This is a genomic window from Sodalinema sp., assembly GCF_046483825.1.
Lineage (GTDB): Bacteria > Cyanobacteriota > Cyanobacteriia > Cyanobacteriales > Geitlerinemataceae > Sodalinema.
In genome coordinates this window covers 1-25,489 of the sequence record NZ_JAWOCL010000159.1, presented here as the reverse complement: position 1 = coordinate 25,489, position 25,489 = coordinate 1, and the positions used below count along the sequence as shown (strand labels likewise).

24 protein-coding genes and 1 tRNA gene are annotated in these 25,489 nt (G+C 52.6%); 7 read left to right on the top strand and 18 right to left on the bottom strand.

The annotated features are described in order from the left end of the window. Window positions 1–233: 233 nt before the first annotated feature. The 3 genes from R6U67_RS10465 to R6U67_RS10455 all read right to left on the bottom strand — a co-directional run bounded on the left by R6U67_RS10465 (window position 234) and on the right by R6U67_RS10455 (window position 4,315). Window positions 234–1,013 carry a DUF928 domain-containing protein gene (locus R6U67_RS10465; RefSeq protein ID WP_410252489.1) on the bottom strand — a complete coding sequence of 260 codons (780 nt, stop codon included), beginning with the start codon at window positions 1,011–1,013 and terminating at the stop codon, window positions 234–236. 59 nt (window positions 1,014–1,072) lie between these two features. Continuing rightward, entirely contained in the window at window positions 1,073–3,844 is a 2,772-nt protein-coding gene (mutS, locus tag R6U67_RS10460; RefSeq protein WP_410252488.1) for a DNA mismatch repair protein MutS, read from the bottom strand. A 114-nt stretch (window positions 3,845–3,958) separates the two neighbouring features. Beyond that, entirely contained in the window at window positions 3,959–4,315 is a 357-nt protein-coding gene (locus R6U67_RS10455; RefSeq protein ID WP_410252487.1) for a hypothetical protein, read from the bottom strand. A gap of 705 nt (window positions 4,316–5,020) precedes the next feature. Between R6U67_RS10455 and R6U67_RS10450 the strand changes: the two genes are divergently transcribed. From R6U67_RS10450 to R6U67_RS10435, 4 genes are all read left to right on the top strand, one after another. Continuing rightward, window positions 5,021–6,751 (top strand): ABC1 kinase family protein, encoded by a 1,731-nt coding sequence (locus R6U67_RS10450; protein ID WP_410252486.1) that lies wholly within the window; start codon window positions 5,021–5,023, stop codon window positions 6,749–6,751. Between the two features lie 5 nt (window positions 6,752–6,756). Continuing rightward, window positions 6,757–7,170 carry a hypothetical protein gene (locus R6U67_RS10445; RefSeq protein WP_410252485.1) on the top strand — a complete coding sequence of 138 codons (414 nt, stop codon included), beginning with the start codon at window positions 6,757–6,759 and terminating at the stop codon, window positions 7,168–7,170. A gap of 93 nt (window positions 7,171–7,263) precedes the next feature. Next, a complete protein-coding gene (locus R6U67_RS10440) occupies window positions 7,264–9,012 on the top strand; it encodes an ABC transporter ATP-binding protein (RefSeq protein WP_410252484.1) in 1,749 nt (582 codons plus the stop codon). Between the two features lie 157 nt (window positions 9,013–9,169). Next, the gene (locus tag R6U67_RS10435; RefSeq protein WP_410252483.1) at window positions 9,170–9,634 is read left to right on the top strand and encodes a hypothetical protein; all 465 of its coding nucleotides are present in this window, start codon (window positions 9,170–9,172) and stop codon (window positions 9,632–9,634) included. A 33-nt stretch (window positions 9,635–9,667) separates the two neighbouring features. Here the strand turns inward: R6U67_RS10435 and R6U67_RS10430 are convergent, their stop codons facing one another. Further along, the gene (locus tag R6U67_RS10430; RefSeq protein WP_410252482.1) at window positions 9,668–10,279 is read right to left on the bottom strand and encodes a L,D-transpeptidase; all 612 of its coding nucleotides are present in this window, start codon (window positions 10,277–10,279) and stop codon (window positions 9,668–9,670) included. 143 nt (window positions 10,280–10,422) lie between these two features. Here R6U67_RS10430 and cobW point away from each other — a divergent pair, with 143 nt between their 5' ends. Further along, a complete protein-coding gene (gene cobW, locus R6U67_RS10425) occupies window positions 10,423–11,463 on the top strand; it encodes a cobalamin biosynthesis protein CobW (RefSeq protein ID WP_410252481.1) in 1,041 nt (346 codons plus the stop codon). A 102-nt stretch (window positions 11,464–11,565) separates the two neighbouring features. On the opposite strand, the gene R6U67_RS10420 is transcribed toward cobW, so the two are convergent. The 5 genes from R6U67_RS10420 to R6U67_RS10400 all read right to left on the bottom strand — a co-directional run bounded on the left by R6U67_RS10420 (window position 11,566) and on the right by R6U67_RS10400 (window position 16,070). Beyond that, on the bottom strand, window positions 11,566–12,633 hold the full coding sequence (locus R6U67_RS10420) for an LOG family protein (RefSeq protein ID WP_410252480.1): 1,068 nt from the start codon (window positions 12,631–12,633) through the stop codon (window positions 11,566–11,568). Window positions 12,634–12,810: 177 nt separating this feature from the next. Beyond that, window positions 12,811–13,134: a thioredoxin gene (gene trxA / locus R6U67_RS10415; RefSeq protein ID WP_068787571.1), complete on the bottom strand. Its 324-nt coding sequence runs from the start codon at window positions 13,132–13,134 to the stop codon at window positions 12,811–12,813. 358 nt (window positions 13,135–13,492) lie between these two features. Continuing rightward, window positions 13,493–14,656: a GuaB3 family IMP dehydrogenase-related protein gene (locus R6U67_RS10410; protein WP_410252479.1), complete on the bottom strand. Its 1,164-nt coding sequence runs from the start codon at window positions 14,654–14,656 to the stop codon at window positions 13,493–13,495. Window positions 14,657–14,856: 200 nt separating this feature from the next. Continuing rightward, window positions 14,857–14,929 (bottom strand) — tRNA-Glu (locus R6U67_RS10405). A 79-nt stretch (window positions 14,930–15,008) separates the two neighbouring features. Then, the gene (locus R6U67_RS10400; protein WP_410252477.1) at window positions 15,009–16,070 is read right to left on the bottom strand and encodes a M42 family metallopeptidase; all 1,062 of its coding nucleotides are present in this window, start codon (window positions 16,068–16,070) and stop codon (window positions 15,009–15,011) included. Window positions 16,071–16,164: 94 nt separating this feature from the next. Here R6U67_RS10400 and R6U67_RS10395 point away from each other — a divergent pair, with 94 nt between their 5' ends. Next, on the top strand, window positions 16,165–16,374 hold the full coding sequence (locus tag R6U67_RS10395) for a glycogen debranching protein (RefSeq protein ID WP_410252476.1): 210 nt from the start codon (window positions 16,165–16,167) through the stop codon (window positions 16,372–16,374). Here R6U67_RS10395 and R6U67_RS10390 read toward each other — a convergent pair. The 5 genes from R6U67_RS10390 to rlmD all read right to left on the bottom strand — a co-directional run bounded on the left by R6U67_RS10390 (window position 16,364) and on the right by rlmD (window position 21,119). Next, window positions 16,364–17,263 carry a CPBP family intramembrane glutamic endopeptidase gene (locus tag R6U67_RS10390; protein ID WP_410252475.1) on the bottom strand — a complete coding sequence of 300 codons (900 nt, stop codon included), beginning with the start codon at window positions 17,261–17,263 and terminating at the stop codon, window positions 16,364–16,366. The two genes, R6U67_RS10395 and R6U67_RS10390, sit on opposite strands and share 11 nt — an antisense overlap. Before the next feature lie 129 nt (window positions 17,264–17,392). Beyond that, window positions 17,393–17,809 carry an AbrB family transcriptional regulator gene (locus R6U67_RS10385; protein WP_410252474.1) on the bottom strand — a complete coding sequence of 139 codons (417 nt, stop codon included), beginning with the start codon at window positions 17,807–17,809 and terminating at the stop codon, window positions 17,393–17,395. A gap of 291 nt (window positions 17,810–18,100) precedes the next feature. Next, window positions 18,101–19,144 carry a UDP-3-O-(3-hydroxymyristoyl)glucosamine N-acyltransferase gene (lpxD, locus tag R6U67_RS10380; protein ID WP_410252491.1) on the bottom strand — a complete coding sequence of 348 codons (1,044 nt, stop codon included), beginning with the start codon at window positions 19,142–19,144 and terminating at the stop codon, window positions 18,101–18,103. Between the two features lie 224 nt (window positions 19,145–19,368). After that, window positions 19,369–19,677 (bottom strand): YkvA family protein, encoded by a 309-nt coding sequence (locus R6U67_RS10375; protein ID WP_410252473.1) that lies wholly within the window; start codon window positions 19,675–19,677, stop codon window positions 19,369–19,371. A 53-nt stretch (window positions 19,678–19,730) separates the two neighbouring features. Then, a complete protein-coding gene (gene rlmD, locus R6U67_RS10370) occupies window positions 19,731–21,119 on the bottom strand; it encodes a 23S rRNA (uracil(1939)-C(5))-methyltransferase RlmD (RefSeq protein WP_410252472.1) in 1,389 nt (462 codons plus the stop codon). A gap of 141 nt (window positions 21,120–21,260) precedes the next feature. On the opposite strand from rlmD, the gene apcD reads away from it, so the two are divergent. Then, window positions 21,261–21,749 carry an allophycocyanin subunit alpha-B gene (gene apcD / locus R6U67_RS10365; protein WP_410252471.1) on the top strand — a complete coding sequence of 163 codons (489 nt, stop codon included), beginning with the start codon at window positions 21,261–21,263 and terminating at the stop codon, window positions 21,747–21,749. A 350-nt stretch (window positions 21,750–22,099) separates the two neighbouring features. Here the strand turns inward: apcD and R6U67_RS10360 are convergent, their stop codons facing one another. The 4 genes from R6U67_RS10360 to R6U67_RS10345 all read right to left on the bottom strand — a co-directional run bounded on the left by R6U67_RS10360 (window position 22,100) and on the right by R6U67_RS10345 (window position 25,344). Continuing rightward, window positions 22,100–22,882: an MOSC domain-containing protein gene (locus R6U67_RS10360; RefSeq protein WP_410252490.1), complete on the bottom strand. Its 783-nt coding sequence runs from the start codon at window positions 22,880–22,882 to the stop codon at window positions 22,100–22,102. 8 nt (window positions 22,883–22,890) lie between these two features. Then, entirely contained in the window at window positions 22,891–23,196 is a 306-nt protein-coding gene (locus R6U67_RS10355; protein ID WP_410252470.1) for a DUF3181 family protein, read from the bottom strand. Between the two features lie 41 nt (window positions 23,197–23,237). Then, window positions 23,238–24,875 (bottom strand): cation:proton antiporter, encoded by a 1,638-nt coding sequence (locus R6U67_RS10350; RefSeq protein WP_410252469.1) that lies wholly within the window; start codon window positions 24,873–24,875, stop codon window positions 23,238–23,240. 115 nt (window positions 24,876–24,990) lie between these two features. Further along, window positions 24,991–25,344: a DUF6464 family protein gene (locus R6U67_RS10345; RefSeq protein WP_410252468.1), complete on the bottom strand. Its 354-nt coding sequence runs from the start codon at window positions 25,342–25,344 to the stop codon at window positions 24,991–24,993. Between the last annotated feature and the right edge of the window lie 145 nt (window positions 25,345–25,489).

Sequence of the window (25,489 nt, the reverse complement as noted above, 5' to 3'; positions counted from 1 at the left end):
GAAGAGGCAAGAGGCATGCATGCAAGAGGCAAGAGGCAAGAGGCAAGAGGCAAGAGGCAAGAGGCAAGAGGCAAGAGGCAAGAGGCAAGAGGCAAGAGGCAAGAGGGGGTAGGGTGTGTTCCGGCTTGCAACAGGTTTGGGGATTCACCGATCAGTTGTAAGCTGCCGGAACGCACCACCTCGGGGTTGCCATTTTCGGGGTTGCCATTTTCGGGGTTGCCATTCAGGTTCCACTATTGAGGTTCCACCCAATCTAGGAACTGTTGCCAACGTTGTTCGACATTGGACTCGTCTTCATCGGAGCGCGATCGCAACTGCGCCAGGCGATCGAGCGCATCGTACCAAACCCCCGTTTCCGCCAACAGTCCCACCTGTTGCGATAGAGATGCTTCCTCCAACTCCGCCGCAAACTCAGCGGTGGGGGCCAGCCGTGTCACCCAGGCCTCACGCCAAATATCAGGACCAAAACTCGTCGGAGCCTCAGGATTGCAGAGAATCCGCACAAACCAGGTGTACTCCTTACCCACCGCCAAAGGAGTCACCGGGTTGCCCTCGTCATCCTCCTGGGGCAGCGCTAACGGCACAATGCCACCCTCTTCAGGAGGCGACACTTGACCAACATACACCTCGCGATCGCGGATCTCCTCGTCCCCCTCACCGTTCAGATACTCCCATTCCGTCACCGCAAACTCTAACTTCGCCTCTTCGGGTAACGGCGGCACATAGACAAAAAAGCGAGGATACTCCTGCAAAGTAATCCCCAAAGTATCAGGAGGAACCAATAGGGTTAACGGCCTTGCATTCACGTCCGGCCTAGAGGCACAACTCCCTCGGACTGTATCAAACAGGGGCTGATCGCGAGGTTCAGCTTGACTCGGATCGCTCCATCGAGTTCCGGCTCCCTCTAAACGCCCTGGAGTGCCGCGATCTGGGGGAACAAACTCGCCCAACGCCGGGGATAGAGGAGTGCAAACACTGAGCAACAGTATCCCCAAGCCCCAGGATAGAGGCATGAGTGGGCGCAAAACCAGGCGAAGTTTAGGTTGTATCATCACGATTTAGGTTGACTATCCTAGCTTGAACGATTACTGAAGATATCGAGTTGTTGCAGCCGGGGACGCTCCTGACTCTCCCCTTGACGTTGACTCGAATAGCGTCCTCTAGCTTCACCCACCCCTGAAGATGGCCCAGAGCCACCCCGACGCAATCCTAGGGCGATTTTGCTATGTTGCTCAATTTGGCCCATCACCTGACGAGCGCGATCAATCACCGACGGGGGTAATCCAGCTAAACGCCCGGCTTCAATGCCATAGGAGCGATCAGCGCCCCCTGGACGCACTTGATGCAGAAAGATAATCTCGTTGGGCATCTCCTTCACCGTCACCTGATAATTGGCAATGTTGGGCAAAATGGATGCGAGTTCGTTGAGTTCATGATAGTGGGTGGCAAAGATGGTACGAGCGCGAATGTCACTGGCTAAATGTTCGGCAACGGCCCAAGCAATGGAGAGGCCGTCAAAGGTGGCGGTTCCTCGGCCAATTTCATCGAGTAAGACCAGCGATCGCTCTGTAGCATGGTTCAGGATATTGGCCGTTTCGTTCATCTCCACCATGAACGTCGATTGCCCAGTCGCCAAGTCATCCACGGCTCCGACGCGGGTAAAGATGCGATCGCACAACCCCAAGGTCGCCGCCTCAGCAGGGACGAAACTACCCGTTTGTGCCAGCAGTTGAATCAGTCCCACCTGTCGCAAGTAACAACTCTTGCCACTGGCATTAGGACCGGTCAAGATAATCACATCAGGGTGCGATCGCTCCCGACTCTCCCCCGCTGAGGCGGTTGCGTCTCTTGAGCCTAACTCGGCTGAATTAGGAACAAAGAACCCTGGCGGAAGCGATTGTTCAACGACGGGATGACGACCTTGAATAATCGAAATTTCCCGAGAGGCCACCAGCTTGGGCCGACAATAGCCTTGATCATTGGCCAGTTCCGCCCAACCGGCTAAGACATCCAGGGCAGCTACGGCTCGCGCCACCTGCCGGATTTCCTCGGCTAAGGCGCCCACCTCAGCTCGCAGTTCGAGGAAAATCTCATATTCGAGACGATTGAGGTCATCCTGGGCCGTGAGAATCCGCGCCTCCCGTTCTTTGAGATCGGGGGTGATATAGCGTTCTTCGTTGGTTAGGGTTTGTTTACGAATATAGCCGTCGGGGGCAAGATCACTTTTGGACCGTGGTAGGGCGAGGTAATAGCCGAAGGTTTTATTAAATCCCACCTTGAGGCTACTAATGCCGGTTCGTTGCCGTTCTTGGCTTTCTAACTCCGCCAGCCATTGACGATCGCCGCCGACCATTTCCCGCATTTCGTCAAGTTGGCTATTGACTCCTGGCTGAATCAGGTTCCCCTCTTTCAGATGCAGGGGAGGATTCTCAACCAGGGCGTTATGGAGTCGCTGGCCCAACTGTTCGAGGGCTTCGGGAACCTGAGCCACGGCTCGCAGGTAGGGAGATTGGGCCTCCGCCACGAGGGCCGCGAGTTCGGGAAGTTTGACAATCGAGTCGGCGATCGCCACCAAGTCCCGCGCATTGGCGGTTCCTGACCCGGCACGACCGGTTAGGCGTTCCAGGTCATAAATCTGTTTTAAGCCCCCTTGTAGGCTCTCTCGCAGGCTGGGATGAGCCAGTAATTCGGCGATACTCTCCTGTCGAGCTTCAATGTTCGCTTGGTTGAGCAGGGGTTGCAGCAACCAACGTCGTACGGCCCGCGATCCCATGGCGGTGCGGGTTCGATCAATGGCCCAGAGGAGCGAGCCATGACGCGCACCATCGCGAACGGTTTCTAGGATTTCTAAGTTACGGCGGGTTTGGGAATCGAGAATGAGATAATCGGCGATGGCGTAGCTGCGCAGGCGTTGCAGTGGTAGTTTACGGCTTCCTGGGGCGGCTCCGGCTCGGCGATCGCTCACATCCTGTTCAAAGGTGTTTTCCAGGTAGTCGAGGAGTCCTCCGGCGGCTCGCACGGCGATGGGCAAATGGTCGCAGCCTAATCCTTCGAGCGATCGCAACTGATAGCGGTGTAGGAGTCGCTGACGGCTATTACTCGCTTCAAAGGAACTCGGCGGACGTAGGGCATAGCAAAACTGGCGCGGTAGGCTTTCGGGAATCTCGTCACCTGACTCTCCGGCGCGAATCAGACGACCGGGATTGGGGGTTGAGGAGGGAAACAACACTTCTGAGGGCTGCAACCGCATGAGTTCTTGGTTTAAGGTTTCGAGGCCTCGCCCTTCCGTGGTCAAAAATTCCCCCGTTGAGATGTCGGCGTGAGCCAGCCCCCATTTCTCTTTGACTAACACCACGGCGGCTAGAAAGTTGTTGCGGCTGGCACTGAGCATTCCCTCTTCGACGAGGGTTCCCGGGGTCAGTACGCGGGTGATCTGACGCTCGACCATGCGTTTTTCGCTCTTGGCGGCGGCCGCATCTTCGATTTGGTCACAAATGGCGATGGCAAAACCTTTGTCTACTAAAACCGTTGCATGGCGATCGAGGGCATGGTGAGGCACGCCGGTCATGGGAACTCGCCCAATGGTTTTGCCGCCATCTTTGCTCGTCAGAACCAGTTCAAGTTCCTGGGATACGGTGATGGCATCTTGAAAAAAACACTCGAAAAAATCGCCGACTCGGTAGAGTAAGAGGGCGTTGGGATACTGCTGTTTTGTTTCGACGTAATGTTGCATCATCGGCGTGAGATCCTCAAACTTGAGTTGCCGATAATCTGCATTGGCTGGGGTGCGATCGCGCCCAAAACCTGTCTCGGGGCGGGAGGGATGACGAGGGGATACACTCATTAGATCGCTCGAAAGGTCACAGGAACAAGGGAAAAGCTTTGAAACTTGAATAACCGTCTTTTTAGTCTAGGGCTTGGCCCTAACTTGATGGTACGAGTCTTAGCAAAATTTATTTTACTGGCGGATGCGTCCCCGCCGACGCAAAATCCAAATGATGACGGAGAGAGATTGTTGCAACAGTCGCAGTCGTCGTTGAGTCTGTTCGAGGCGATCTCGCGACTGTTGGGTGGCCTGATGCCGTTCACCCAGCCAGCTACAGGCTAGGGGAAGCAACTGGCGGCTATATTGTTCCGTGATTAGGAGCCAGTCGCTCAAACGCGCAAGACGACAACGCAACCGCGTTAGATAAAAGGCCAGCACAAACCCCGAAATAGCTAGGCTGAGATTCACTCCCATAACCATAATCACCTCTGGAGAATCCCACAGGGTTGTCCAAGTCGAGGTATTGTGGTAAGGGTCAACAGAGGTCATAAAATCCGAAAACTCTCGTGAGGAAAGACTCGCAGCGGGGCGATTGCACTCCAACTCTAGGGCCGAGATTGAGACATTTCTCGAGTTTGATCCCAAGATTCGGCGATCAAACTCTATCCTACAAGGAGAGCCTTTTAACTTTACTACTATTTTGCTACAGTTGTCATTGAAAACTCGATCAGACGGCGCTGTTCGTCTAAGAGTTCAAAGTCGAGGAACAAGACCTCTGTATGGAATGTATGCAGCGATTGTATGCAGCGATTGTATGCAGCGATAGATGTGGTGTCAGACCCTCACAGTTCCCGAGCAATAACGCCTTGAGCGATTGGCAGTAATACGCAAAGACTCACAAGATACAACCCAAATCAATCGGTTTGAGTCAGAACAAGAGAGTCCGGTTTTGCCCGAAATCTAAGCAATTCCCTAAAATAAAGACCCGTCACCTCGACGACAAAAGACTGGGTTCACGATGACCCAAAACTCAACCGATTCTCGTCGCTGACCGCCCAACCGATCCGCGACGAACTGGGCGACTCAAACCTATTGAAACCTAGAAGTTGGCCGCTTAGCGATCCCAACCCTGCTCCAATTGTGGCACAATTGTTAACGTGTCAAGACATCGTTAGCATCATTGAAGCAAAGGTCATCTTGGTTTCGGTCTTGGCCCAGCCCTGATTCGTTATTTTGGAGATATAGTAAGTTAGCGTGAATCCCCATCCTCTGAGTCGCTTGCAGCGTTATGACGCCGACGCGATCGCGCGTTACTACCAACGCCGTCCCTGGGAAGCCATCTGGCGATCGCTCGTCGTGATCTGGCTTTTTGCTGGATTTATCATTGGGCTTCAGTTAGACCATTGGTTTAAGCGAGAACCCGCTCACAAATCCAAACGAGCGCAGCAACTGCGAAAAATTTTGACTCATCTTGGGCCGACATTCATCAAAGTCGGACAGGCCCTGTCAACCCGCCCCGATCTCATCCGCAAAGACTTTCTCGAAGAACTCGTCAAGTTACAAGATCAACTTCCCCCCTTCAGCAACAGCGTCGCCTTTGCTATCTTTGAACGAGATTTGGGGATGAGCGTCGATGAAGCCTTCCAGGATATTTCCCCCAGTCCCATCGCCGCCGCCAGTCTCGCTCAAGTCTACCGCGCCCGTCTTTATAGCGGCGAAGAAGTCGCCGTTAAAGTACAACGCCCTAACCTTCTCCCTCGGTTGACTCGGGATTTATACCTGATTCGTTTGGGATCTAAACTCCTCAGCCCCTTTCTACCCCTGAATTTAGGTCACGATCTCACTTTGGTTGTTGATGAATTTGGCATCAAACTCTTTGAAGAAATTGACTATGTCAACGAAGGGCATAACGCCGAGAAATTCGCCTATAACTTCCGCGATAACCCTCGGGTCAAAGTCCCAGAAATCTACTGGCAGTATTCCAGTCGTCAAGTCCTCGTTTTAGAGTGGATTCACGGCTATAAACTCACGACAACAACCAATCTTCGGCAAGCCGGAATTGACGCTGAAGCTATTATTGAAGTGGGCGTTATTAGTGGTTTGCAACAACTACTAGAACATGGATTTTTTCACGCCGATCCTCATCCCGGAAATCTCTTTGCCACCAAAGACAATCAGATGGCATTTATCGACTTTGGGATGATGGATCAACTCGATCCCTGGATGAAGGAAACCTTAGTCGATGCCATTGTGCATCTGGTCAACAAAGATTATGAAGACCTCGCTCATGCCTTTGTTAAATTGGGATTTCTAGCACCTGAAACCGATATTTATCCCATTGTTCCTGCCTTAGAACTCGTCCTTGGAGATATTGTTGGCCAAAGTGTCCGGGACTTTAACATCAAAACCGTCACCGATCGCTTCTCCGAGTTAATGTACGAATACCCCTTCCGGGTTCCGGCGAAGTTTGCCCTGATTATTCGCTCGGTGGTGACTCAGGAAGGATTAGCCTTGAGCTTAGACCCCAACTTTAAGATTGTTGATTTGGGATATCCCTATATTGCTCAGCAGTTACTGCGGGGAGAATCGCCCCAACTGCGTCGCCGTCTGTTGGATGTGCTATTCCAAAATGGCAAGTTTAAATGGAAACGCCTAGAAAACTTGATTGAAATTGCCCGGACCGACGAAAGCTTTGATATCATTCCGACAGCACAGTTGGGCTTGCAATATCTGATGTCTGAGGAAGGTCGCTTTTTACGGCAGCAGTTACTGTTGGCTTTAACCGAAGGCGATCGCCTCCATACCGAAGAAGTCCAACGGCTGTGGAATCTCATTAAAGACGATATCAAACCCGATCGCATCTGGGATGCCGCCATCACCTCCCTCACCGAGTTCTCAGCCGAACGAGCCTCGCAAGTGGCCTCAGACTGGCTACGAGATGTGCCACGAACAGCGTTCCAAGACAGTCCCTCTCCCCTGCGTTAACCCTCATGTTCTATTCTGATCCCCCTTATGTCCTGATTGCTGCCAGCCTACTTATGGCAGCCGTCTGCTGCTATGCCTTTTATCGAACTCTTGTCGGAACCCTACAAGATTGGTCAAAACGGCGATCGAGTCGCTTATTGGTGTTACTCCAAGGTAGTCGTCTGAAAGTGCCACTGTTGGGGATTACCCTGGGGGCCACAGGGTTTTTATCGGGGTCTCTCCTCTTTTTCTCCATGCCTCCTGGCTTCGCCTATAGCTTCTCAGCGGTCATTGCTGGTGTATCGGCAATCCTGGTCTGGATTCAGTTGCGGACCCTGTTACGCCGTCTCGAATCTGGCGGTGTCAAAGCTCTGAAGTTGGAGGAGTTGGGATTAGGGGAGATTCCGCTACCGGGGTTTATCTCTGATGACTCCCAATAAACCGAGTGTAACTCGGGCCAATCACTCAGGAACCCCTTAAAGTTTCGTTACAATTGGGGCAGCCGTCAAACTGTTCCTCTCACTTGGTTATCGATGCAGCGATCGAAATTTAAACAACTCCTGTCCTACCTGCGACCTCACTGGAAACAAGTCGCCCTGGGAACCCTAACCCTCTTTATCGTCAACGGGTTAGGGGTTTATATTCCCTGGCTGATTCGTGATGGAATTGACGACTTGGAAGTGGCCCTCAGCATGGACCGTATCCTAGGCTATGTGGGGCTGATTGTACTGTTGGCATCCATTATGTGGGGAATTCGGGTTTTGTCCCGGATGCTCTTGTTCGGCATTGGCCGCCAGGTGGAGTTTGACCTTAAACAGCGGATTTTTCAACATCTACTCTACATGGATGCTGAGTATTTCTCTCGGAATCGGGTTGGAGATTTGATTAACCGGGCCACGAGTGATGTGGATAATCTCCGTCGCTTGCTCGGGTTTGCGGTGTTGAGTCTGCTCAATACCATTTTTGCCTATCTGTTGACGTTGCCGGTGATGCTGTCGATTAGTGTGCGGCTGACGCTGCTATCGATGCTGATTTATCCGCTTATGTTTATCCTCGTTTGGGTGTTTAGTGGACGCCTACGGGATGAACAGCGGGATGTGCAAGAGAAACTATCGAGCCTGAGTCAGTTGATTCAGGAGGATATGAGCGGCATTGCGTTGGTTAAAATTTATGGCCAGGAGGAGAACGAACGGCGGGCCTTTGCTAAACAGAATCAACAGCTATTTGAGAGCAATTTGGCCTTGGCTCGGACTCGTACCACTCTGTTTCCGTTGTTGCAGGGGTTGGCCGGGGCCAGTTTACTGATTTTATTGGGATTTGGGGCACGCGATATTGCTGATGGGGCGATCGCCGTCGGGGATTTTGTGGCCATGATTCTCTATGTCGAGCGGTTGGTGTTTCCCACGGCCTTGTTGGGCTTTACCTTAACGATTTATCAACGGGGTGAGGTGAGTATCGATCGCATCGAAGCCATTTTTACCAGCGAATCGGGGATTCAGGATCGTCCTGGGGCCATCGCCCTCCCCCCTCAAGAAGTCATCGGACGTATCGAGGCCCGCAACCTTCATTATGTCTATCCTAGCGACGACACTCCGGCGTTAGATCAAATCTGCTTCAACATCGAACCCGGAGAAACCATCGCCGTCGTCGGTTCCATTGGCTCCGGTAAATCGACCCTAGCCAACGCCATTCCGCGAATTTTGGAAATTGAACCGGGACAACTGTTTCTCGATGGTTACGACGTCACAGAGCTACGGCTACAGGACTTACGAGGGGCGATCGCCTATGTCCCTCAAGACAGCTTCCTGTTTAGTTCCAATATCCGCGACAACATCCGCTATGGCAAACCCCAAGCCGAGCAAATCGAAGTCGAACACGCCGCTAAGTTAGCTCAAATTCACCCGGAAATTCTCAACTTCCCCAACCAATATGACACCGTCGTCGGGGAACGAGGCATTACCCTCTCCGGGGGACAACGACAACGAACCGCTCTGGCCCGGGCCTTATTGATGGATTCTCCCGTCCTCATTCTCGATGATGCCCTCTCCAGCGTGGACAACCAAACCGCCAGTCGCATTTTAGAAGAGTTATCCACCGGGACTGAGCGTAAAACCGTCTTATTTATCTCTCACCAACTCTCCGCCGCCGCGAAAGCCGATCGCATTTTAGTCTTAGATCACGGTCACGTTGCTCAACTCGGAACTCACAGCGAACTGATGAAACAGGCGGGATTGTATCAATCTCTGTGGGAAGAACAACAGTTAGAAGCCCTGCTAAGATAGTGGGGGGAGGTGACAGCCGGAGAATTGGTCGTGGCCGAGTCCTCTAGGATACAGATCATGAGTTAAACCGAAACTGTCAAAAGCATTTCTCATGGTTGATGGTTAATTCCTATTAAACGATGAGCGCTTACCTTTTGTTAAGCTCAGGACTCAGACCATGTTTAAGTTTCTATATCTCTTCGGACTGTTAGCCGTTTTTTCTGTCCACGTACCCCCCTCAGAATCGAGAGAACCCCTTGACAACTCATGCCGAAACCAAGCCAATACACCGATGATGCTTCCGGAAAACTTCACAGTTACCGATCAAAATGGCGATGGGCCTGTCGGGCCGCGAGTGTTACCCACGGTGAACCGGTATCAGGGGGCTGATGGCGGTTACGTCGCCTTCTATACCCGAAATCCCCACATTGGCCTCTACTCCGTCGGTGGCGGCATTTACGTCGTGGGACAAGTCCGTCTGCAAGGAGAATACTGGGGGCGAATTTTCCAGCCAGCCGGCTATGAAGGAGAAGATATTAGTGCTGAACAGGTGTTTAAAGACCTCGCCGACGAGGTGTTTCCTCAATGCAATGGCGGCTGTTGGGCCGGTGGTGATACCGGTGGTTGGCTCGGACGTCACTAGCCCGCGACAACAACTCCTCTAGGCTGAGTTAACTCAATAACGCACCACCACCGGAGTACCAACGGAGGCCCAGGAATACAACCAAGCCGCATGATCTGGGGCCACATTCGTACAGCCATGACTCATGGGCGTTCCAAAGTTATTGTGCCAATCGGCCCCATGAATGCCATAGTTGCCGTCATAGTACATGACATAAGGCACATCGGGGACATGATAACCCGGACCGCTCATCGAGGCTTGCTCGTATTTGACGTAAATCTCGTACACTCCCGTTGGGGTGGGTGTTCCGTAGGTTCCGGTGGAGACAAAGACCGCATAGACGGGATGATCGCCTTCCCAGGCGGTGAGCCGTTGTTCTGTCAAATCAATTTCAATCCAGCGTCGTTGGGATTGACGCAGGGCATAGATTTCATTCTCAATCCATTGAGCCACCTGGGGGGGACTCTCTACGGCGTTGAGGGGGGCAGCTACCGCGTCGGAGGTCATAACCCCTTGGGGGACGACCCTAGGCAGCACGGTTAGCCCTTGTAGCCCCAGTAGAGCGGCAGCTAGAGCCAGGGAACGAGGCAGCAGACGGCGACCCCAGGATAGGCGGTGAGGAGGGCCAGACAGAGTGGGGCGATGTGAATCAGTCGAGTGGGTCATGGGTCGATTACCGTTGAACCTTAGTTTGATTCTAACAAATCTCCCTGGGCGTCAAGGTTTGAGCCGTTGACCCTAAAGCCGCTATAGTGAAATGCAAAGACACCTGATGTCAGCCATTCACTCTAGCGATTAACTGAGATTTTATGCCAGCGAAACTACCTGTCACCGTCATTACTGGATTTTTGGGGGCCGGAAAAACGACCCTGATTCGTCATCTCTTGCAACATAACCAAGGTCGCCGGATTGCGGTTTTGGTGAATGAGTTTGGTGAGGTGGGTATCGATGGGGACTTGTTACGTTCTTGTCAGGTCTGTGATGAGGATGGGGAGGACAACTCGAATATTTTGGAGTTGGCCAACGGTTGTCTCTGTTGTACGGTTCAAGAAGAGTTTTTGCCGACGATGCAGGAATTGCTGTTACGTCGCGATCGCATCGATAGTATTGTCATCGAAACCTCGGGCTTGGCTCTACCGAAACCTCTGGTACAAGCCTTTCGTTGGCAAGAAATTCGCACCGGGGCTACGGTGGATGGTGTGGTCACGGTGGTTGACTGTGAGGCGATCGCAGATGACCGCCTGGTGAGCGATCGACAAGCCTTGGAGGCTCAACGTCAGGCCGATGATAGCCTCGAACATGAGACGCCCATTGAGGAGTTGTTTGAGGATCAACTCAATTGTGCGGATTTGGTGGTCTTGACGAAGTGCGATCGCGTCCCCAAGGAGCGTTATCAACAGGTCCGAACTTGGCTTGAGTCTCAGGTTCGTCCAGGGGTGAAACTCGTTCCCTGTCATCAGGGAGAGATTGAATCGAGTGTCTTGTTAGGCTTCAATGCGGCGGTTGAGGATGATTTGGACAGTCGCCCGAGTCATCATGATGGAGACCATGATCATGATCATGATGATGACATCAATTCGATTTGTCTGACCTTCGATCGCCCCATGAACCCGAAAGCCCTCAGCCAACGACTTCAGCAGTTGGTGGAACGAGAGGAGATTTATCGCATTAAGGGCTTTGTGAATGTCGCCAACAAACCGATGCGGATGGTGTTACAGGGAGTTGGACAACGGTTTGAATCCTTCTTCGATCGCCCCTGGAAGGGTGATGAACAACGACAAACTCGTTTAGTGTTTATTGGCCAAGGCCTACAACGCGATCGCCTCTCGGACTTTCTCGCCGAAGTCTAGTGATTCGTCTCGTTGTCTCCTCGTTCCTTGGCTTCAGCCAAGGAATGCCCAACGGGAGACTCTGCCTCCCTGATCATTGCTGAAACTGGGCGTTAAATTGCGCTATTTACTCTCCGGATGCTGCTGTTCCTCCGTTTGCGGCTCAAAGCGATTCAGACAACGAATCATCTGGTAGAGGCGACCAAAGTTCTTTTGATTGAAATACAGCGCCAGACGAGGCAGGGGATCGCTCTCCTGACGCAGTTCTTCGGGAAGGGGGCCGGTTCGCTCAATTTTGCCCTGGGTGAGGATATCCTGGTAGTCCTCATTGAGCTGCTCAACCGCCCCATCGGAAATGGGAGACTTGAGACGGATGATTAGGCGATCGCCCACATACCGACTTGAATGGTAGGTTCGGTAAAACTCCCGGATAATCTGGCAGGCACTGTCGACGTTATCGGTGATGCTGTACAGACTTAAATCTTCCTCGCTAATGGTTCCATTCGCAAGCAGACAGGTTTTGAGATAGTCTTGCCAGCCATACCAATAGTCACCGCCGGGGCGATCGATGAGAACCAGGGGAGCGGGGCCATATTTACCTGTTTGCATCAGCGTGATGGTTTCAAAGGCCTCGTCCATCGTGCCGAAACCACCGGGAAACAGGGCAATGGCATCACTTTCTTTCAGGAAAAAGAGTTTGCGGGTGAAGAAGTATTTGAAGTTAACCAGCTTGGCATCGTCACTGATATAGGGGTTGGAGGTTTGCTCGAAGGGCAGTTGAATGTTTAAGCCAAACGAACGCTCGGTTCCGGCCCCCTCGTTTCCGGCCGCCATAATCCCACCACCGGCCCCGGTGATGATCATAAAACCATATTCCGCCAGACGACGGGCAAACTCTCGGGCGAGTTCATATTCGGGGCGATCGCTCGGGGTGCGGGCCGAGCCAAAAATGGCGATTTTACGCACATGACGATAGTTCTCGAAGACGTCTAAACCCCGTTCGATGTCTTTGAGGGAATGGCTGACGATTTTCCAGTCGAGGCGATCGGTATCGTGTTTGGCTAGCTTAATGAGGGTGGAGAGCGATCGCGAAATCCACTTCCAATGTTCGTGACTCGGGAGTTCCTCAACTAAATGAGAAATATCCTGGGAGAGACGCTCAAAGCTTTGTTCTGGGCTAGGATTGGGCACGGGTCCAGGGATTTGTTGAGGAGATGGCATAACTGTCGTGAATTGGAGCGCAGTCTCCTATTTTACAGATTTTGCCAACAAAATAGTGCTGGGGGAACTCCGAAGAGTCCACCCAGCACTCCGGGAAGGCAACAAGTCCCTGAAGGACGGGCATGAGGCGCGATCGCCCCCCACATCCTAGAGATACTTTTCGAGAGTATTCGCCAACGTGGTTTTGGGGACGGCGCCGACGACCATATCCACCCGCTGTCCATCTTTAAAAATCATCAGCGTGGGGATACTGCGAATCCCGTACTTGCTGGCGACTTCAGGATTATCGTCGGTATTGAGCTTGACGACCTTAACTTTCCCTTCGTATTGTTGGGCGATCTCCTCGACCACAGGACCCACCATCCGACAAGGCCCACACCAAGGCGCCCAAAAGTCCACCAGGACGGGCAGTTCGCTTTCTAAAACGTCGTTTTTAAAGCTTGCGTCTGAAACCTCTGCGGTTGCTGACATACTTCAAAAGTCCTTATCTAATCTTGTTTGCAATGTTGAGCGTAACAGTCTCCTCAGGTGGGAGCTAGCGAGTGATCACCATAGACTACGCTTTCCCCTAGATTTTACCACAGGGGTCGCCAGACCCAATTGAAAACCCCAAGTCCATTGTCCTCAACCGGCACGGGGCAAGTCCCCAAAAAGAAACCACCCGAACGAATCGTCCGGGCGGAGTGTGGTGTGAGGAGTGAACGGAAACATGTGTCTCCGCTCATTCTATTCTAAGAGATAAATGGCAAACCTGTCTCCTGGAAACTTAACTTTATATGAGGCCAGTTGTGAGGTCGGCTCATGGGCAAGACTCCCTCAAGTCGAGATCCTACTTACCCATCCCTAACTGCTGCGCTTTTTGATACACCTTCCCTTCGGTTAATAACGAAGGAGCAATGGCAATTTCAACCTGCTGCATATCTTGGAGAGTTTTCGCTCCCAAGGTTCCCATGCTGGTTTGTAACGCCCCGAGGAAGTTATGGGTTCCATCGTCGAGTTGTGCCGGACCGCGCAGGATCTGTTCGAGAGTTCCCGTGCTACCGACGTTGATGCGGGTTCCCCGAGGTAAAACTGGGCTTGGCGTCGCCATACCCCAGTGATAGCCCCGTCCAGGGGCTTCCTTGGCACGAGCAATGGGGGAGCCAATCATGACCCCATCCGCCCCGCAGGCAATACATTTACAAATATCGCCACCGGTGACGAGTCCACCATCGGCAATGACCGCCACATAGTTGCCGGTTTCCTTGAAGAAGTCATCCCGAGCCGCTGCACAGTCAGCGACAGCTGTGGCTTGGGGAACTCCAACCCCTAACACCCCCCGAGAGGTACAGGCGGCCCCTGGCCCGATGCCCACTAAAATCGCCGCCGCTCCCGTTTTCATCAGGTTGAGGGCAACCTCATAGGTGACGCAGTTCCCCAAAACCACCGGCATCGGCATCTGTTGACAGAAGTCACCTAAATCCAGCGGTGTCACCGTCTCAGGAGATAGGTGAGCGGTGGAGACGACCGTTGCCTGGACAAAGACTAAATCGGCTTCGGCTTCGGCAATGGCATGGCCAAACTTCACCGCACCGGCGGGGGTGACGCTGACGGCCGCAATTCCTCCCTGTTCTTTGATTTCTTGAATCCGTTTGACAATCAGTTCATCGCGAATCGGCTGACTGTAGAGTTCTTGCATCAATGGCACGAACTCGGTTTTGTCGACGGAGGCGATGCGATCGAGAATCGGGTTGGGATCGTCATAACGAGTTTGAATGCCCTCAAGATTGAGGACACCCAGCGCACCCAGTTGAGACAGTTTGACTGCCATCTGTACATCCACCACGCCATCCATTGCACTGGCGATAATGGGGATGTCTCGTTTGATTCCGCCGATTTCCCAACTGGTATCGGCAAGGATCGGATCGAGGGTGCGGTTTCCCGGCACTAGGGCGATTTCGTCAATTCCGTAGGCGCGACGAGCGTTTTTTCCTCGTCCAATTTCAATATCCACTGTTACTTACCGTTCCCAAACGTATTTAAGCTAGACTAGCAAATTTACCTAATAATGATCCAGAGGACAAGGTCGGTCGGTTTAAAGTCCCGGATCTGAATCTACGCTGGCAAGGCAGTTTAGGGAAAGTTCGGCCACAACAAAAACCCGAAACTCGGTCAACAGGGCGTTAACCGGGTTTCGGGTCTTTGGAGTTTGAATACCCCCAGGGGAATTCGAATCCCCGTCGCCTCCGTGAAAGGGAGGTGTCCTAGGCCTCTAGACGATGGGGGCGTATTCATACGCCTTGTCAGCGGCTCTTAACCGCTTAGGCGTTATTCAATTTAGCGAAGATTTCTGGGGCTGTCAACCCCTAGGGTTGAAAATTTTTGCCCTCGCGACAGTAGGCGACCAAAATCTCTACACAATGGGCGATCGCCCCGAGATGAGCAATCTCATAACCATGGGTGTTTTGGGTCGGAAACCCTAGACAGGCCCCCCGCGCGACATGACCGAGTTTCATGGCGATCGAGGCATCACTACCAAAACCGGCAATGACGGCGTTTTGCAGGGGGATTTGCTGTGACCCGGCGGCTTGCATCAACTGTTGGGTTAACCCCTCGTCGTAAATGCCATAACCATCCTGAGACAACAGCACGGGGACTTCACCCTCGGCAATGGGATATTCTGGAGCGACAGGACAAATTTCTAGGGCAATTAAGGCGTCTAGGACGTTGTGATTGCTGAAATAGAGCGCCCCTAAGGCTCCTACTTCTTCTTTGGCTGACGCCACGAGATAGACGGTCACGGGAGGACGTTTGAGACGAGCGGCTAGTTCTAAGAGAATGGCTAGGGAGGCTTTGTTGTCCAGGGTATAGCTGGCGATGTAGTCTTGGAGGCGTAAGGGCCGTTTCCGATGTTTCCCGACAACCACTCGCGTTCCTGGACGTATGCCTAAGGCGGCGAGTTCGGCGGGAGTCTGTTGGGTTTCAACCCAGGCGTTTTGCCATTTTAGAGGGGTCTCCTCCTGGAATAGCTTTTGCGGGGATTCATGGGAAATATGACGAGATCCAAAACTGAGGATTCCTGAACAGGTGGCCTCATCGCCGAGGATATCTACGACTCCCTCACCGTACACCCAGGGAAATGACCCCCCCAATTTGCGAATTGAAAGCCGCCCTTGGCGATCGATTCCTTTGACAATGGCTCCAATTTCGTCTTTATGGGCGGTTATGGCGATCGCCACATCCTCTCGTTCCCCAGGAATTTTGGCAATCAGATTATCGGCGCGATCGCCATAACTCTTGACCCCCAACGCCGCAAACCGCTCTTGAAGCTGTTGGTTAATCTCCTCCTCCCTGCCACTGGGGGAATGGCACATCACCAAGCCTTCAATCGTTGTAAATAGGCGATCAAACTCCAAGGGAACCTCCATTAACACTCGAATTCCTAGTTGAGACCCCAGACTCTCTCTACAATGGGGAACAGTTCCAACAGACTATCAATCACAGCAGAGGGAAAACAGTATCATGACCATTTGGGTTTGCGAACAAATTGATCCCACCGGTATCGTCCAAGCCTGCATCGCAAGTGAAGACGAACAGCAAGCACGAGCCTGTCATGAATCGTTTTCCAACGATCTCGATCAATTTCAAAAAGACCAAGGCTGGATTGCCCAACTGCGTACCGTTGACTCCTGGGATGACGTACCCGTCACCCCCCTGAAACTCAACCGTTAACAGCCAACATCCAGAAAGACCTCAGCCCCAACAGGCCTCCCACCACAGCCAACAGGACTAAGCCAACCATCCCCGCGAGGGGATGTCCCCCCACACCGGTCACCCAGGGGGGAACGGTTCCCCTTGGCTGGCTAGCATCGCTACTGTCGAGCCAAATCAGGGCGCACACCCAACCCCCATGTAACCCCCATGCTAAACTCAGACTCCCATCCTCAAACAGACAGGCTTGAGTTAACACCAGACCCATCAGCCAGAGTCCCGGCAGTTGCGGTAGGGTTTGACGGGGTTGCCAAATTAAATGCAACAGGGCAAAAATAAGACTCGTCAGACCGGCCGCAGACCAGACAGACAACTCCCTTTGCAGTTCCTGTTGCACCAGTCCTCGAAAGATCAATTCCTCGACTCCAGCAATCCAAATTCCCAAGACGAGCGCCAAGAGGAATTGCCGAAGTCCATCACGGACTGTCCAGTTTAAATTCCAGGAAATCCAACCGGCGATTCGCTGCACCGCCACCAGGATCATCACCGTGAAAATTCCTATTGCCAGTCCTAGACTCAGCCAGGACAAACTTTGTGGCCCAATCAGTGGGCCATATTGCCAAAATGAGACCCCAGTCAGTTCTGTCAGCCCCCATAAAGGCAGGGGAAACAGGACATAAAGACTCCCCACTAGGGTCAGTTTTCGAGGAGGCGTCAGAGGACGAGATGGATACCACCGCCACCGCCAAGCTAGGGGAATCAGGATCGGTACCCATACCCCTAACCAGACGGTGAAAAATAAGCCGATCTTTAGCAGTGGTGAGATCTCGCCCCCCAACTCTGTTTGGCGGGCAAATTGACCCCAAAATACTCCAACTCTCCAGTCTAGGGTCATCGAAAACTGAAGCATTGGAGTCTACGAAGCGATCGCAACCGCCCCGGAATCGGGGGAATTTTGGGGATGATCAAGCGGGGGAAGATGACCTTTAATTTTGCACGCTCCCCATGCTGAACATCCCCTGTCTTCCCCATCACGACCCTACTCGTCGTTGCCGCCAGCACCGTTTTCGTCGCTGTCAGCGCGATCCATCTGAATCAAGTGAATGTGTTTGTAACCCAACTTAATTTCAAACTCGTCGCCGGGTTTTAAGCCCATGGCATTGGTGTAGGTCGAGCCGATGACGATCTGTCCATTCTTGTGAACGCTCACTTTATAAGTCGGTTCGCGACCGCGTCCATCCTTTGCACCATCAGGATCGAGAGGAATCCCTTTGGCCGCCAACACCGCATCATAGAAATCCGTCAGATTGACGCGAGTTTGCTGATTCTTAGTGATGTTGTAGTAGCCACAACGCTTGGCGGTTTCTCGCCGAGGTAAGTGAGACAGTTCTTTGACTTTTGTAAGTAACGCCTTTCCGGTCAGCGGCGTGGGTTTTTCTGAGAGTGTTTCAGTCATTGTCTGGGCAATTCTCCATTTAGACTCTAGCTATATTAAATCAAAAGTTACCGCGAATTTGCTGGTTCCATAAAAATATAGCCTTAATTTTCACAATTTGTGTGATCATCTGCCTAAAATGGGTTATCAAAGTCCGACAATTGCCCCGGAGTTGACGCCGCCACAGGCAACATCAACCCCTTCTCCCTCTGTCAAAGGATCCTCATCCTCGGGCCTCAAGATGTCTGGATTGGCCCAAAGATGACTCGGTCGCCTCAACCTCCCACCGTCAAGGAAAGATATCTAGGAGTCTTAGGAGTCCCGGTTAAGACGCTGTTGAATCTCTCGTAGGCTTTGGTAAAGTTCCGGTAGCCGTTTGTACAACGCGGCACTACGCCGCCAGAGACGATGGTTCAGGGCCGGAAATCCTGAAACCACAGCCCCGGCTTCGATATCCCGATGAACTCCCGTTTTTGCCGAAGCGGTCACACCATCGCCAACCTTGGCCCGGTTCCCGACGCCGACTTGTCCGGCTAACGTCACCCCATCGCCCAGGGTGACACCCCCAGCCAGTCCCACTTGGGCGCAAATGGCACAGTTACGACCAATACGACAGCCATGACCGATTTGCACTAAGTTATCGAGTTTACTGTTGGCCCCAATGCGCGTCTCCCCCACCGCAGGACGGTCAACGCTCGAGTTACAGCCAATCTCAACCCCATCTTCAATCACCACCAACCCCGACTGTTGCATCCGTTTGAGTCCCGCTGAACCGACAACAAAGCCAAATCCTTCGGCCCCCAAGACGGCTCCACTTTGAACGGTGCAATCGGCCCCGATTTGCGTCCGTTCATGAATGCTACAGTTGGCATGGAGATAACTGCGATCGCCCACAGTGACGCCGGGATACAGTACCACATTTGGGCCAATACAAACATCCTCTCCAAGATGCACATTGGCACCAATACTGACATAAGCCCCGAGGGAAACGTTGGCGCCGAATGTGGCCGATTCATGAATAATTGCCGTCTCATGAATCCCAGGCGCCGGGCGATAGGGTTGATAAAACAGACTGATGGCATCGGCAAACAGAGACTTCGGCTCGGTGGTGCTGATCCAAGCTAAGCCACGGCCTTCGGCTTGCTGTTGCTGTTCTTCGTCTGGGGGCAGAATTAAGGCACTGGCTTGGGTGCTGCTGAGATGGCTGCTATAGCGATCGCTCTCAATGAAGGCCAGATGACCCGGTTGGGCCGCCTCAAGACTCGCTACACCCAATATCTCCAGGTTCTCATCGCCACTGAAGCTCTCCAGCAGACCGCCTGGAGTTAACTGTTCAACAAGTTCAGAAAATTTCATCATTCTCCTCGTTTCGCCATCGTATCGGACTCGTCAAACGCTCTTAAACACTAAAACTCGAAGCCGCCTTCTCCCAGTCTCGTTCGGTTTGGACAGTCCGACCTCCCATCCTCAGTTGTGTTTAAGCCAAAGAAAAGACGCGAGCGATCGCGTCCTGACAAAATTTAAACATTAAAGGGGACATTTACCGTCATCACAAGCATCACAAGCATCACATCACGGCTTTATTCAACCGAGACAGCATCCACATCCACTGTATCTCCCTTCTGCGATGAAGACTCCCCCGACTCAGCCTCCCCCGCCATCTCCTCAGGCATCTCGAATCTCTCACGAAACATTTGCCACAATTCCGACATCAGCAAAAATAGAATCGCCACATCATCCACCTGCCCCAAAATGGGAACCACATCCGGGGAAATATCGAGGGGACTCAGCAAATACACAAGGGTTCCCAGAATCACCCAGCCGCGATATTTGGGATTCCGTAATACGGCGCGATACCAGGTACTGATGGTTTTGAAGACAGGGTTCATGGATGGCTCCTTAGCCGATGGGTTAGGGGACTCCTTAATTGTCTCACAAACCCCTAAGCCAGAGAGGTTCGGTTATTGCGAGTCAAAAATGCCACGGCTTCAATATGAGCCGTTTGCGGGAATAAATCAATGGGCTGAACCTGGTTGAGATCATAGCCGGAGGCACAAAGAACCTTTAAGTCTCGGGCCAGGGTACTCGGTTTACAACTGATATAGACAAGGCGATCGCAGCCTAGGTTAATCAAAGCCGCCAACACCGCTGGCTGACATCCCTGACGGGGGGGATCAATGACCACAATATCCGGTTTTCCCTGAGGATGCTCCTGCCATAAGGCAGAGCCTTCAGCCAACATCGCCGCCACATCTCCGGTATAGAACTCGACGTTCTCAATTCCATTGAGTTGGGCATTTTCTCGGGCCTGGTCCACAGAACCCCCATGGACTTCAATCCCCCAGACTTGTTGAGCCTGTTGGGCTAAGGGCAGAGAAAACGTGCCAATGCCACAATAGGTATCGAGGATGGTTTCGGGACCTTGTAGGTTTAATTCTCGCTCCAGGGTTTGCCAAATTAATTCCGCCGCTTCAGTGTTGACCTGAAAAAAGGTATCAGACCGCAGGCGAAATTGCAATCGGGCGAATTCTTCTTGTAGAAAGGATTGTCCCGCCAGAGTTCGCGTCGAAGCACCAAAAATGGCATTGGTGCGATCGCCGTTGATGTTCAGACAAACCCCCACCAAGTTGTCAAAGCTTTTTAACCAACGTTGGGCCTGTTCCTCTAACTGGGGTAATTTTCCTGACTTCGCCACCAACGTCAGCAACACCTGTCCCGTGTGGCGTCCCACTCGCACCCCAAGATGACGAATTTCCCCCTGATGGTTCTGTTCGTTGTAGATCGTCCAACCTAGCCCAGCGATATCCTCTTTAATCTGGGCCAGAAACGGATTCAGTCGCTCATCCTGCACCGGACATTGGTTGAGATTCACCAATTTATGAGACCCTTTTTGGTAGTACCCGGCGCGAACCTGTCCCGTCGGCGATCGCTGCACCGGATAGGTCGCCTTGTTACGATATCCTAAGGTCTCTCCTGTCGTCTCAACCGCCTTAACCGGGGGCTGCTCGAAGCCACCAATCCGAGTTAGAGACTCGAACAGTTGCTCCCGTTTCGCCGCCAGTTGGGCCGCATCGGTAATATGTTGCCACTGGCAGCCGCCGCATTTATCGGCCACAATACAGGGGGGACGCTGACGGTCCGGAGAGGGAGCATGCAATTGCTGCACTTTTCCCCGAGCGTACTTGCGTTTGACTTGTACCAGGCGAACTTTGGCGCGATCGCCAATGGCCGTATCCGGAACAAATACCACGCGATCGCCGCATTTTCCAACACCATCGCCACGATCGGCGAGATCCACAATCTCGACATCGACACATTGTCCTTGTTGCATGGTTAAAAAAAAAGAAGGGATGAGGGAGATTCCAGTATCGGTGACTTTGCGGTGAACCGCCGTTCGATATAATGAGTGAGTCTAAAACTGACTTCCATGGGGAGCCAGTTCACTATAGTATCTAACGATTTCAATAAAATCATGAGCGTTGTTAGTCAAGTCATTCTACAGTCCGATGACGAGTTGCGGTATCCCAGCAGTGGCGAACTGCGAGGAATCCAAGACTTCTTCCAAACCGGCGAACAGCGGCTTCGCATCGTTGAAACCCTAGCCGAAAACGAGAAGAAAATCGTCGACAAAGCCTCTCAAGAGCTTTGGAAACGCCGTCCCGACTTCATCGCCCCCGGTGGAAACGCCTTCGGACAACGGGAACGCAGCCAGTGCATCCGCGACTATGGCTGGTATCTTCGCCTCGTGACCTACGGGGTTCTCGCCGGAAGCAAAGAACCCATCGAAACCATCGGTATCATTGGCGCACGGGAAATGTACAACGCCCTCGGCGTTCCCATGCCCGGTATGGTAGAAGCTATGGTCTGCCTCAAAGAAGCCTCTCTGGCTCTCTTGAGCAACGAAGACGCCGAAGAAGCTGGCCCCTACTTTGATTACATCATCCAATCGATGTCCAATTAGCTAAGGATCTCATATTTCCCTAGTTTTGCCTGTTTTCAGATTTCGGCTAGTTGGCTCGGTTCTCTTAGAAAGCAACTCCACTAGCCGGATATTTTCTCATGTCTAATCTCTTGATCGATCAGCAAGGCTGTGCTAGAATAAGGGCATATTCAGAACAAAACCAACAAGTGAATAAACGTCGCCGCCACCGGCGACTAAGGTAAGGCGGGAGGGGATTCTTTTTTAGGCGAGAATCCAAACGTCTAACCTGCCACAAAATAATTAATGTTAATTTTTGTATCAAATTCACCCAGCCCTAAAAAGGGCTAGAGGTGGATTATACCTATTGCCTGTTCCCTGTTCCCTGTTCCCTAAAAACAACCATCCCCCAGCCGAACCGTCCCCCCATCAAGCACCCTAGCAATAACCCCCACCTGACAATGTTGAAACTGCTCCGGAAGTTGAGCCAGTAGAGACAGATCGCGATCGCCCGTATCCGGGTTCACATCGATATTCAAACAACGGCCAATCCGAGCCGTCACCTCAACCGTAGCCGTCCCCAATCGTCCTTGCCGTCCCACCCAAGCGAACTCACCCCAAGGGGGAACCCCATCTATCACAACATTGGGACGAAATCGGCGCACATCAATCCTGGCTTCTCCCACCTTAGCCGCAATATCATCCAGAGTCGCCTGTGAAACAATCGAGATTTGTCCGTCATGGCGGTCTTGATAGCGCGTCTCCCCCGTTCGGGTACCAATCAGACGAACCGGAGTCGCCTGAGGATGTCGAGCCGCCGGACTGGGGGTTAACTTCTGCAAATAATCCGTCATAAACTGACCGAGGCGATCGCGTCCCGCCTCAGTCAGCACCGATTCCACCAGAACCGGCCCTTCAGCACAGCGTAACTCCAGTTCTTGGCGCTCAGAATCATAGCGACAGGCTAACGCCGCCAACCCTCCCCAATCATTTTGAACCGCCAGATGTTTCTTAGAACACCAAGGCGTCTCAGGCTGAGGAGTTCCCATATCCGTGAACATAAACGCAAAAGCGCGATCGCCCACAATCCCAAAATCCCGTCGTAACTCCACGCGATCGCACCCTTGCGGCGTCAACCCCTTCACCGGATACCTAAAAATCCCTGTCACCTCAATAGCACACATTAAAAATTATCCTTCTGATAGCCCTCTAACAACTCCAGCAAATCCCGTTGACCCTGAACCGGCAACAAATCCCGCAAAGGGAGTTCCCGTCGTCCAGCACCGACCGGAATCGACATCTCCTGTAACACAGACTCCAACGCCGCCTCCGTCAACGTATCAGCCTCTAACAGCGGATAAAACCGTTCCGCCAAAGGAACATGCAGATGAGCATCCCCGAGATAGAGATGCCATTTAGCAATATCCAGATAAATTTTGTCAGCAATCTCAGCCGCCAGGGTTTCAATATCGCGAGTGCTAGCCGTCATACAGTTTTTCCATCACCTAACATCATCTCGATGATAAGACATTACCCCGACTCCAGAGCCGCCACCTCCTCACCTTTCACCAAAATCACAGGAATCGGGCTCATTTCCAACACCATTTGACTCACCGACCCCCTCAGAAGATTATCCCAACCTCGACATTGAGGTTGACCAATCACAATATCCGACACCGACTGCGATCGCGCCACCTCAACAATCGTTTCGGGAACCACCCCCGGACGAATCCAAACCTGATGACGAATATCCGCCAGTAACCGCCCAATCATCAGCTTGAGAGCAACCAGCTGTTCCGCATCCGGGCGATCGCTCACAGACAACACCAAGACCTCCCCATCACTGCGACGCGCTAAATCCGCCGCTTTCAGCAACACCCGCTCAGCCATCGGCGAAGTATCCACCGCCGCCAACAGTGATACCTGTCCCAGCGCCCCCACCTGGGTCGGATCAACAATCCCCTTCTTCAACAACAGCGGCGCCAACTGTTGCGTACCCCAAGCCCCCAACGGCGCCGTCACCAGAATCGATAACACCGCCAACGCCAGAATTTCCTCACCGCCCGCCACCCCCGCCGCCAAAGGAACCGCCCCAATCGCCGCCTGTACCGTCGCCTTCGCCATATTACCCGGAAGCAAAAACAGCCGCTCCTTCCAAGTCCAATCACTCCCCAGCGTCGAGAGATACCAACCCAGCGATCGCCCTAAGCCAATCCCCAACAGCAACAACAGCAAACCCGGACGCCAAATATCCCCCAGAACCTGTAACGGTAACGTCGCCCCCAACAGCACAAACAAAACAATTTCAGCGACCATCCACAAGCCATCAAACCCCTCTCGCAACCGTCGCCCTAGAGGAGCATCCAACTGCACCACAACAAAGCCCAACGACATCACCGCCAAATAGCCCGAATAAATCGGCAAGACCCCCTCAAAAACAATTAAAAACAGCGCGATCACTGCCCCAACAAGAACATCCTGCACCGACTTTTGAGTCCAATGCTGTTTGACCAATAACGACACCAAAATATGAGCAGCCAGATAGCCCACAACGAGACCAAGACCGATTCTCAACATCAGTTCTAAAGGCAACACCTGTAGGGGCGAGAGAGTAGTGTTCCCCAAACTGATACCTGGGCTATCTTGGCGCAGAATCCCCAGCAGCAAGCTAAAAACCAAAAGTAACAACACATCCGAAAGAGCGCTTCCCGTAAGAATCGCATCCGGAATCCCCTTGTCCACCCCCCAGCCAAGACTTTTGAGACGTAACATCCCCGGAACAATCACCGCCGGAGACTCAGCCGCCAGAATACAACCTAGGAGTAGAGCCGTCGCTGGGTCAAACTTAAACAAGACAATGGCGATCGCCCCAACCACCAACATCTCCGAAAGAGCCGGGAGAAGTCCCAGACGCAGCGCGACCGAACCTTGACGGGCCAACTTCTGGCGATCAAGACCCAACCCAGCCTTCATCAAAATAATCATCACCGCCAGCGTCCGCAGCCCCTCAGCCGAGTCCAGCACCTCAGCACTGAGAACATTCCCCACCTCAGGGCCAATCAAAATACCAATCACCAACATCCCCAGCAGGGGAGGCGCACCGAGACGACGGGCAATTTGTCCCCCGAAGAAGCCCATAAACAGAATCCAGAGAGTGCTAGGGAGCATAGACCAGACCGTTGTGGCGATCGCCAGCAATTAGAAGACAGACTTTAAGAATACACCCAGACAACCCACCGATTCTAAGCATCAAAGCCGCCATCAACTCGAGTCCGACAACAGTTCATAACGGTTCATAATGGCGACAACCCGCACAGGGACCATGGGGATTAATCGCACAACGCATCAATTCCGACCGGGCGTTATAACGACACGAGAGATCCCCAATCAACCAACGGCCCTCCACACAAGTCATTTCCTCAGGACGTTGAGCCATCTGCACATACAAGGCGATCTGATGTAATCGATAGCGACCCGATTTGAGTTGGTAGCGATGTCGTCGTTCTAAAACTTTATAGGTCTGTTGCTCCAGGTCAAGGTAATGACCCGGTTGAGGAGTCCAATCGAGATATACCCGTCCCAAAGACTGGGTAGACTCGCTGAGAATCAACTCCGTCGGTAAAGAATCTGGCTCCATCGCTCCTGATCTGATTAAACGTCCTAGTCTAACCTAGTTCACCTGAGCAACGACTTTCAACAGATATCAGACAACAGCCGTTAAGGGGGTGCGCCACTTGCAGTTCGCCCCGACTGACTCCCCCGACTGACTCCCCCGACTGACT

Bases quoted from the DNA above. Each gene is read 5' to 3' on its own strand.
- trxA (WP_068787571.1), bottom strand. From the start codon at position 13,134: ATGTCAGCAACCGCAGAGGTTTCAGACGCAAGCTTTAAAAACGACGTT.
- rlmD (WP_410252472.1), bottom strand. From the start codon at position 21,119: ATGCAACAAGGACAATGTGTCGATGTCGAGATTGTGGATCTCGCCGAT.
- R6U67_RS10400 (WP_410252477.1), bottom strand. From the start codon at position 16,070: ATGGAGGTTCCCTTGGAGTTTGATCGCCTATTTACAACGATTGAAGGC.
- R6U67_RS10445 (WP_410252485.1), top strand. From the start codon at position 6,757: ATGTTCTATTCTGATCCCCCTTATGTCCTGATTGCTGCCAGCCTACTT.
- mutS (WP_410252488.1), bottom strand. From the start codon at position 3,844: ATGAGTGTATCCCCTCGTCATCCCTCCCGCCCCGAGACAGGTTTTGGG.
- R6U67_RS10390 (WP_410252475.1), bottom strand. From the start codon at position 17,263: ATGCTTCAGTTTTCGATGACCCTAGACTGGAGAGTTGGAGTATTTTGG.
- R6U67_RS10465 (WP_410252489.1), bottom strand. From the start codon at position 1,013: ATGCCTCTATCCTGGGGCTTGGGGATACTGTTGCTCAGTGTTTGCACT.
- R6U67_RS10455 (WP_410252487.1), bottom strand. From the start codon at position 4,315: ATGACCTCTGTTGACCCTTACCACAATACCTCGACTTGGACAACCCTG.
- R6U67_RS10395 (WP_410252476.1), top strand. From the start codon at position 16,165: ATGACCATTTGGGTTTGCGAACAAATTGATCCCACCGGTATCGTCCAA.
- apcD (WP_410252471.1), top strand. From the start codon at position 21,261: ATGAGCGTTGTTAGTCAAGTCATTCTACAGTCCGATGACGAGTTGCGG.
- R6U67_RS10345 (WP_410252468.1), bottom strand. From the start codon at position 25,344: ATGGAGCCAGATTCTTTACCGACGGAGTTGATTCTCAGCGAGTCTACC.
- R6U67_RS10440 (WP_410252484.1), top strand. From the start codon at position 7,264: ATGCAGCGATCGAAATTTAAACAACTCCTGTCCTACCTGCGACCTCAC.
- cobW (WP_410252481.1), top strand. From the start codon at position 10,423: ATGCCAGCGAAACTACCTGTCACCGTCATTACTGGATTTTTGGGGGCC.
- R6U67_RS10375 (WP_410252473.1), bottom strand. From the start codon at position 19,677: ATGAACCCTGTCTTCAAAACCATCAGTACCTGGTATCGCGCCGTATTA.
- R6U67_RS10385 (WP_410252474.1), bottom strand. From the start codon at position 17,809: ATGACTGAAACACTCTCAGAAAAACCCACGCCGCTGACCGGAAAGGCG.
- R6U67_RS10430 (WP_410252482.1), bottom strand. From the start codon at position 10,279: ATGACCCACTCGACTGATTCACATCGCCCCACTCTGTCTGGCCCTCCT.
- lpxD (WP_410252491.1), bottom strand. From the start codon at position 19,144: ATGAAATTTTCTGAACTTGTTGAACAGTTAACTCCAGGCGGTCTGCTG.
- R6U67_RS10435 (WP_410252483.1), top strand. From the start codon at position 9,170: ATGTTTAAGTTTCTATATCTCTTCGGACTGTTAGCCGTTTTTTCTGTC.
- R6U67_RS10350 (WP_410252469.1), bottom strand. From the start codon at position 24,875: ATGCTCCCTAGCACTCTCTGGATTCTGTTTATGGGCTTCTTCGGGGGA.
- R6U67_RS10355 (WP_410252470.1), bottom strand. From the start codon at position 23,196: ATGACGGCTAGCACTCGCGATATTGAAACCCTGGCGGCTGAGATTGCT.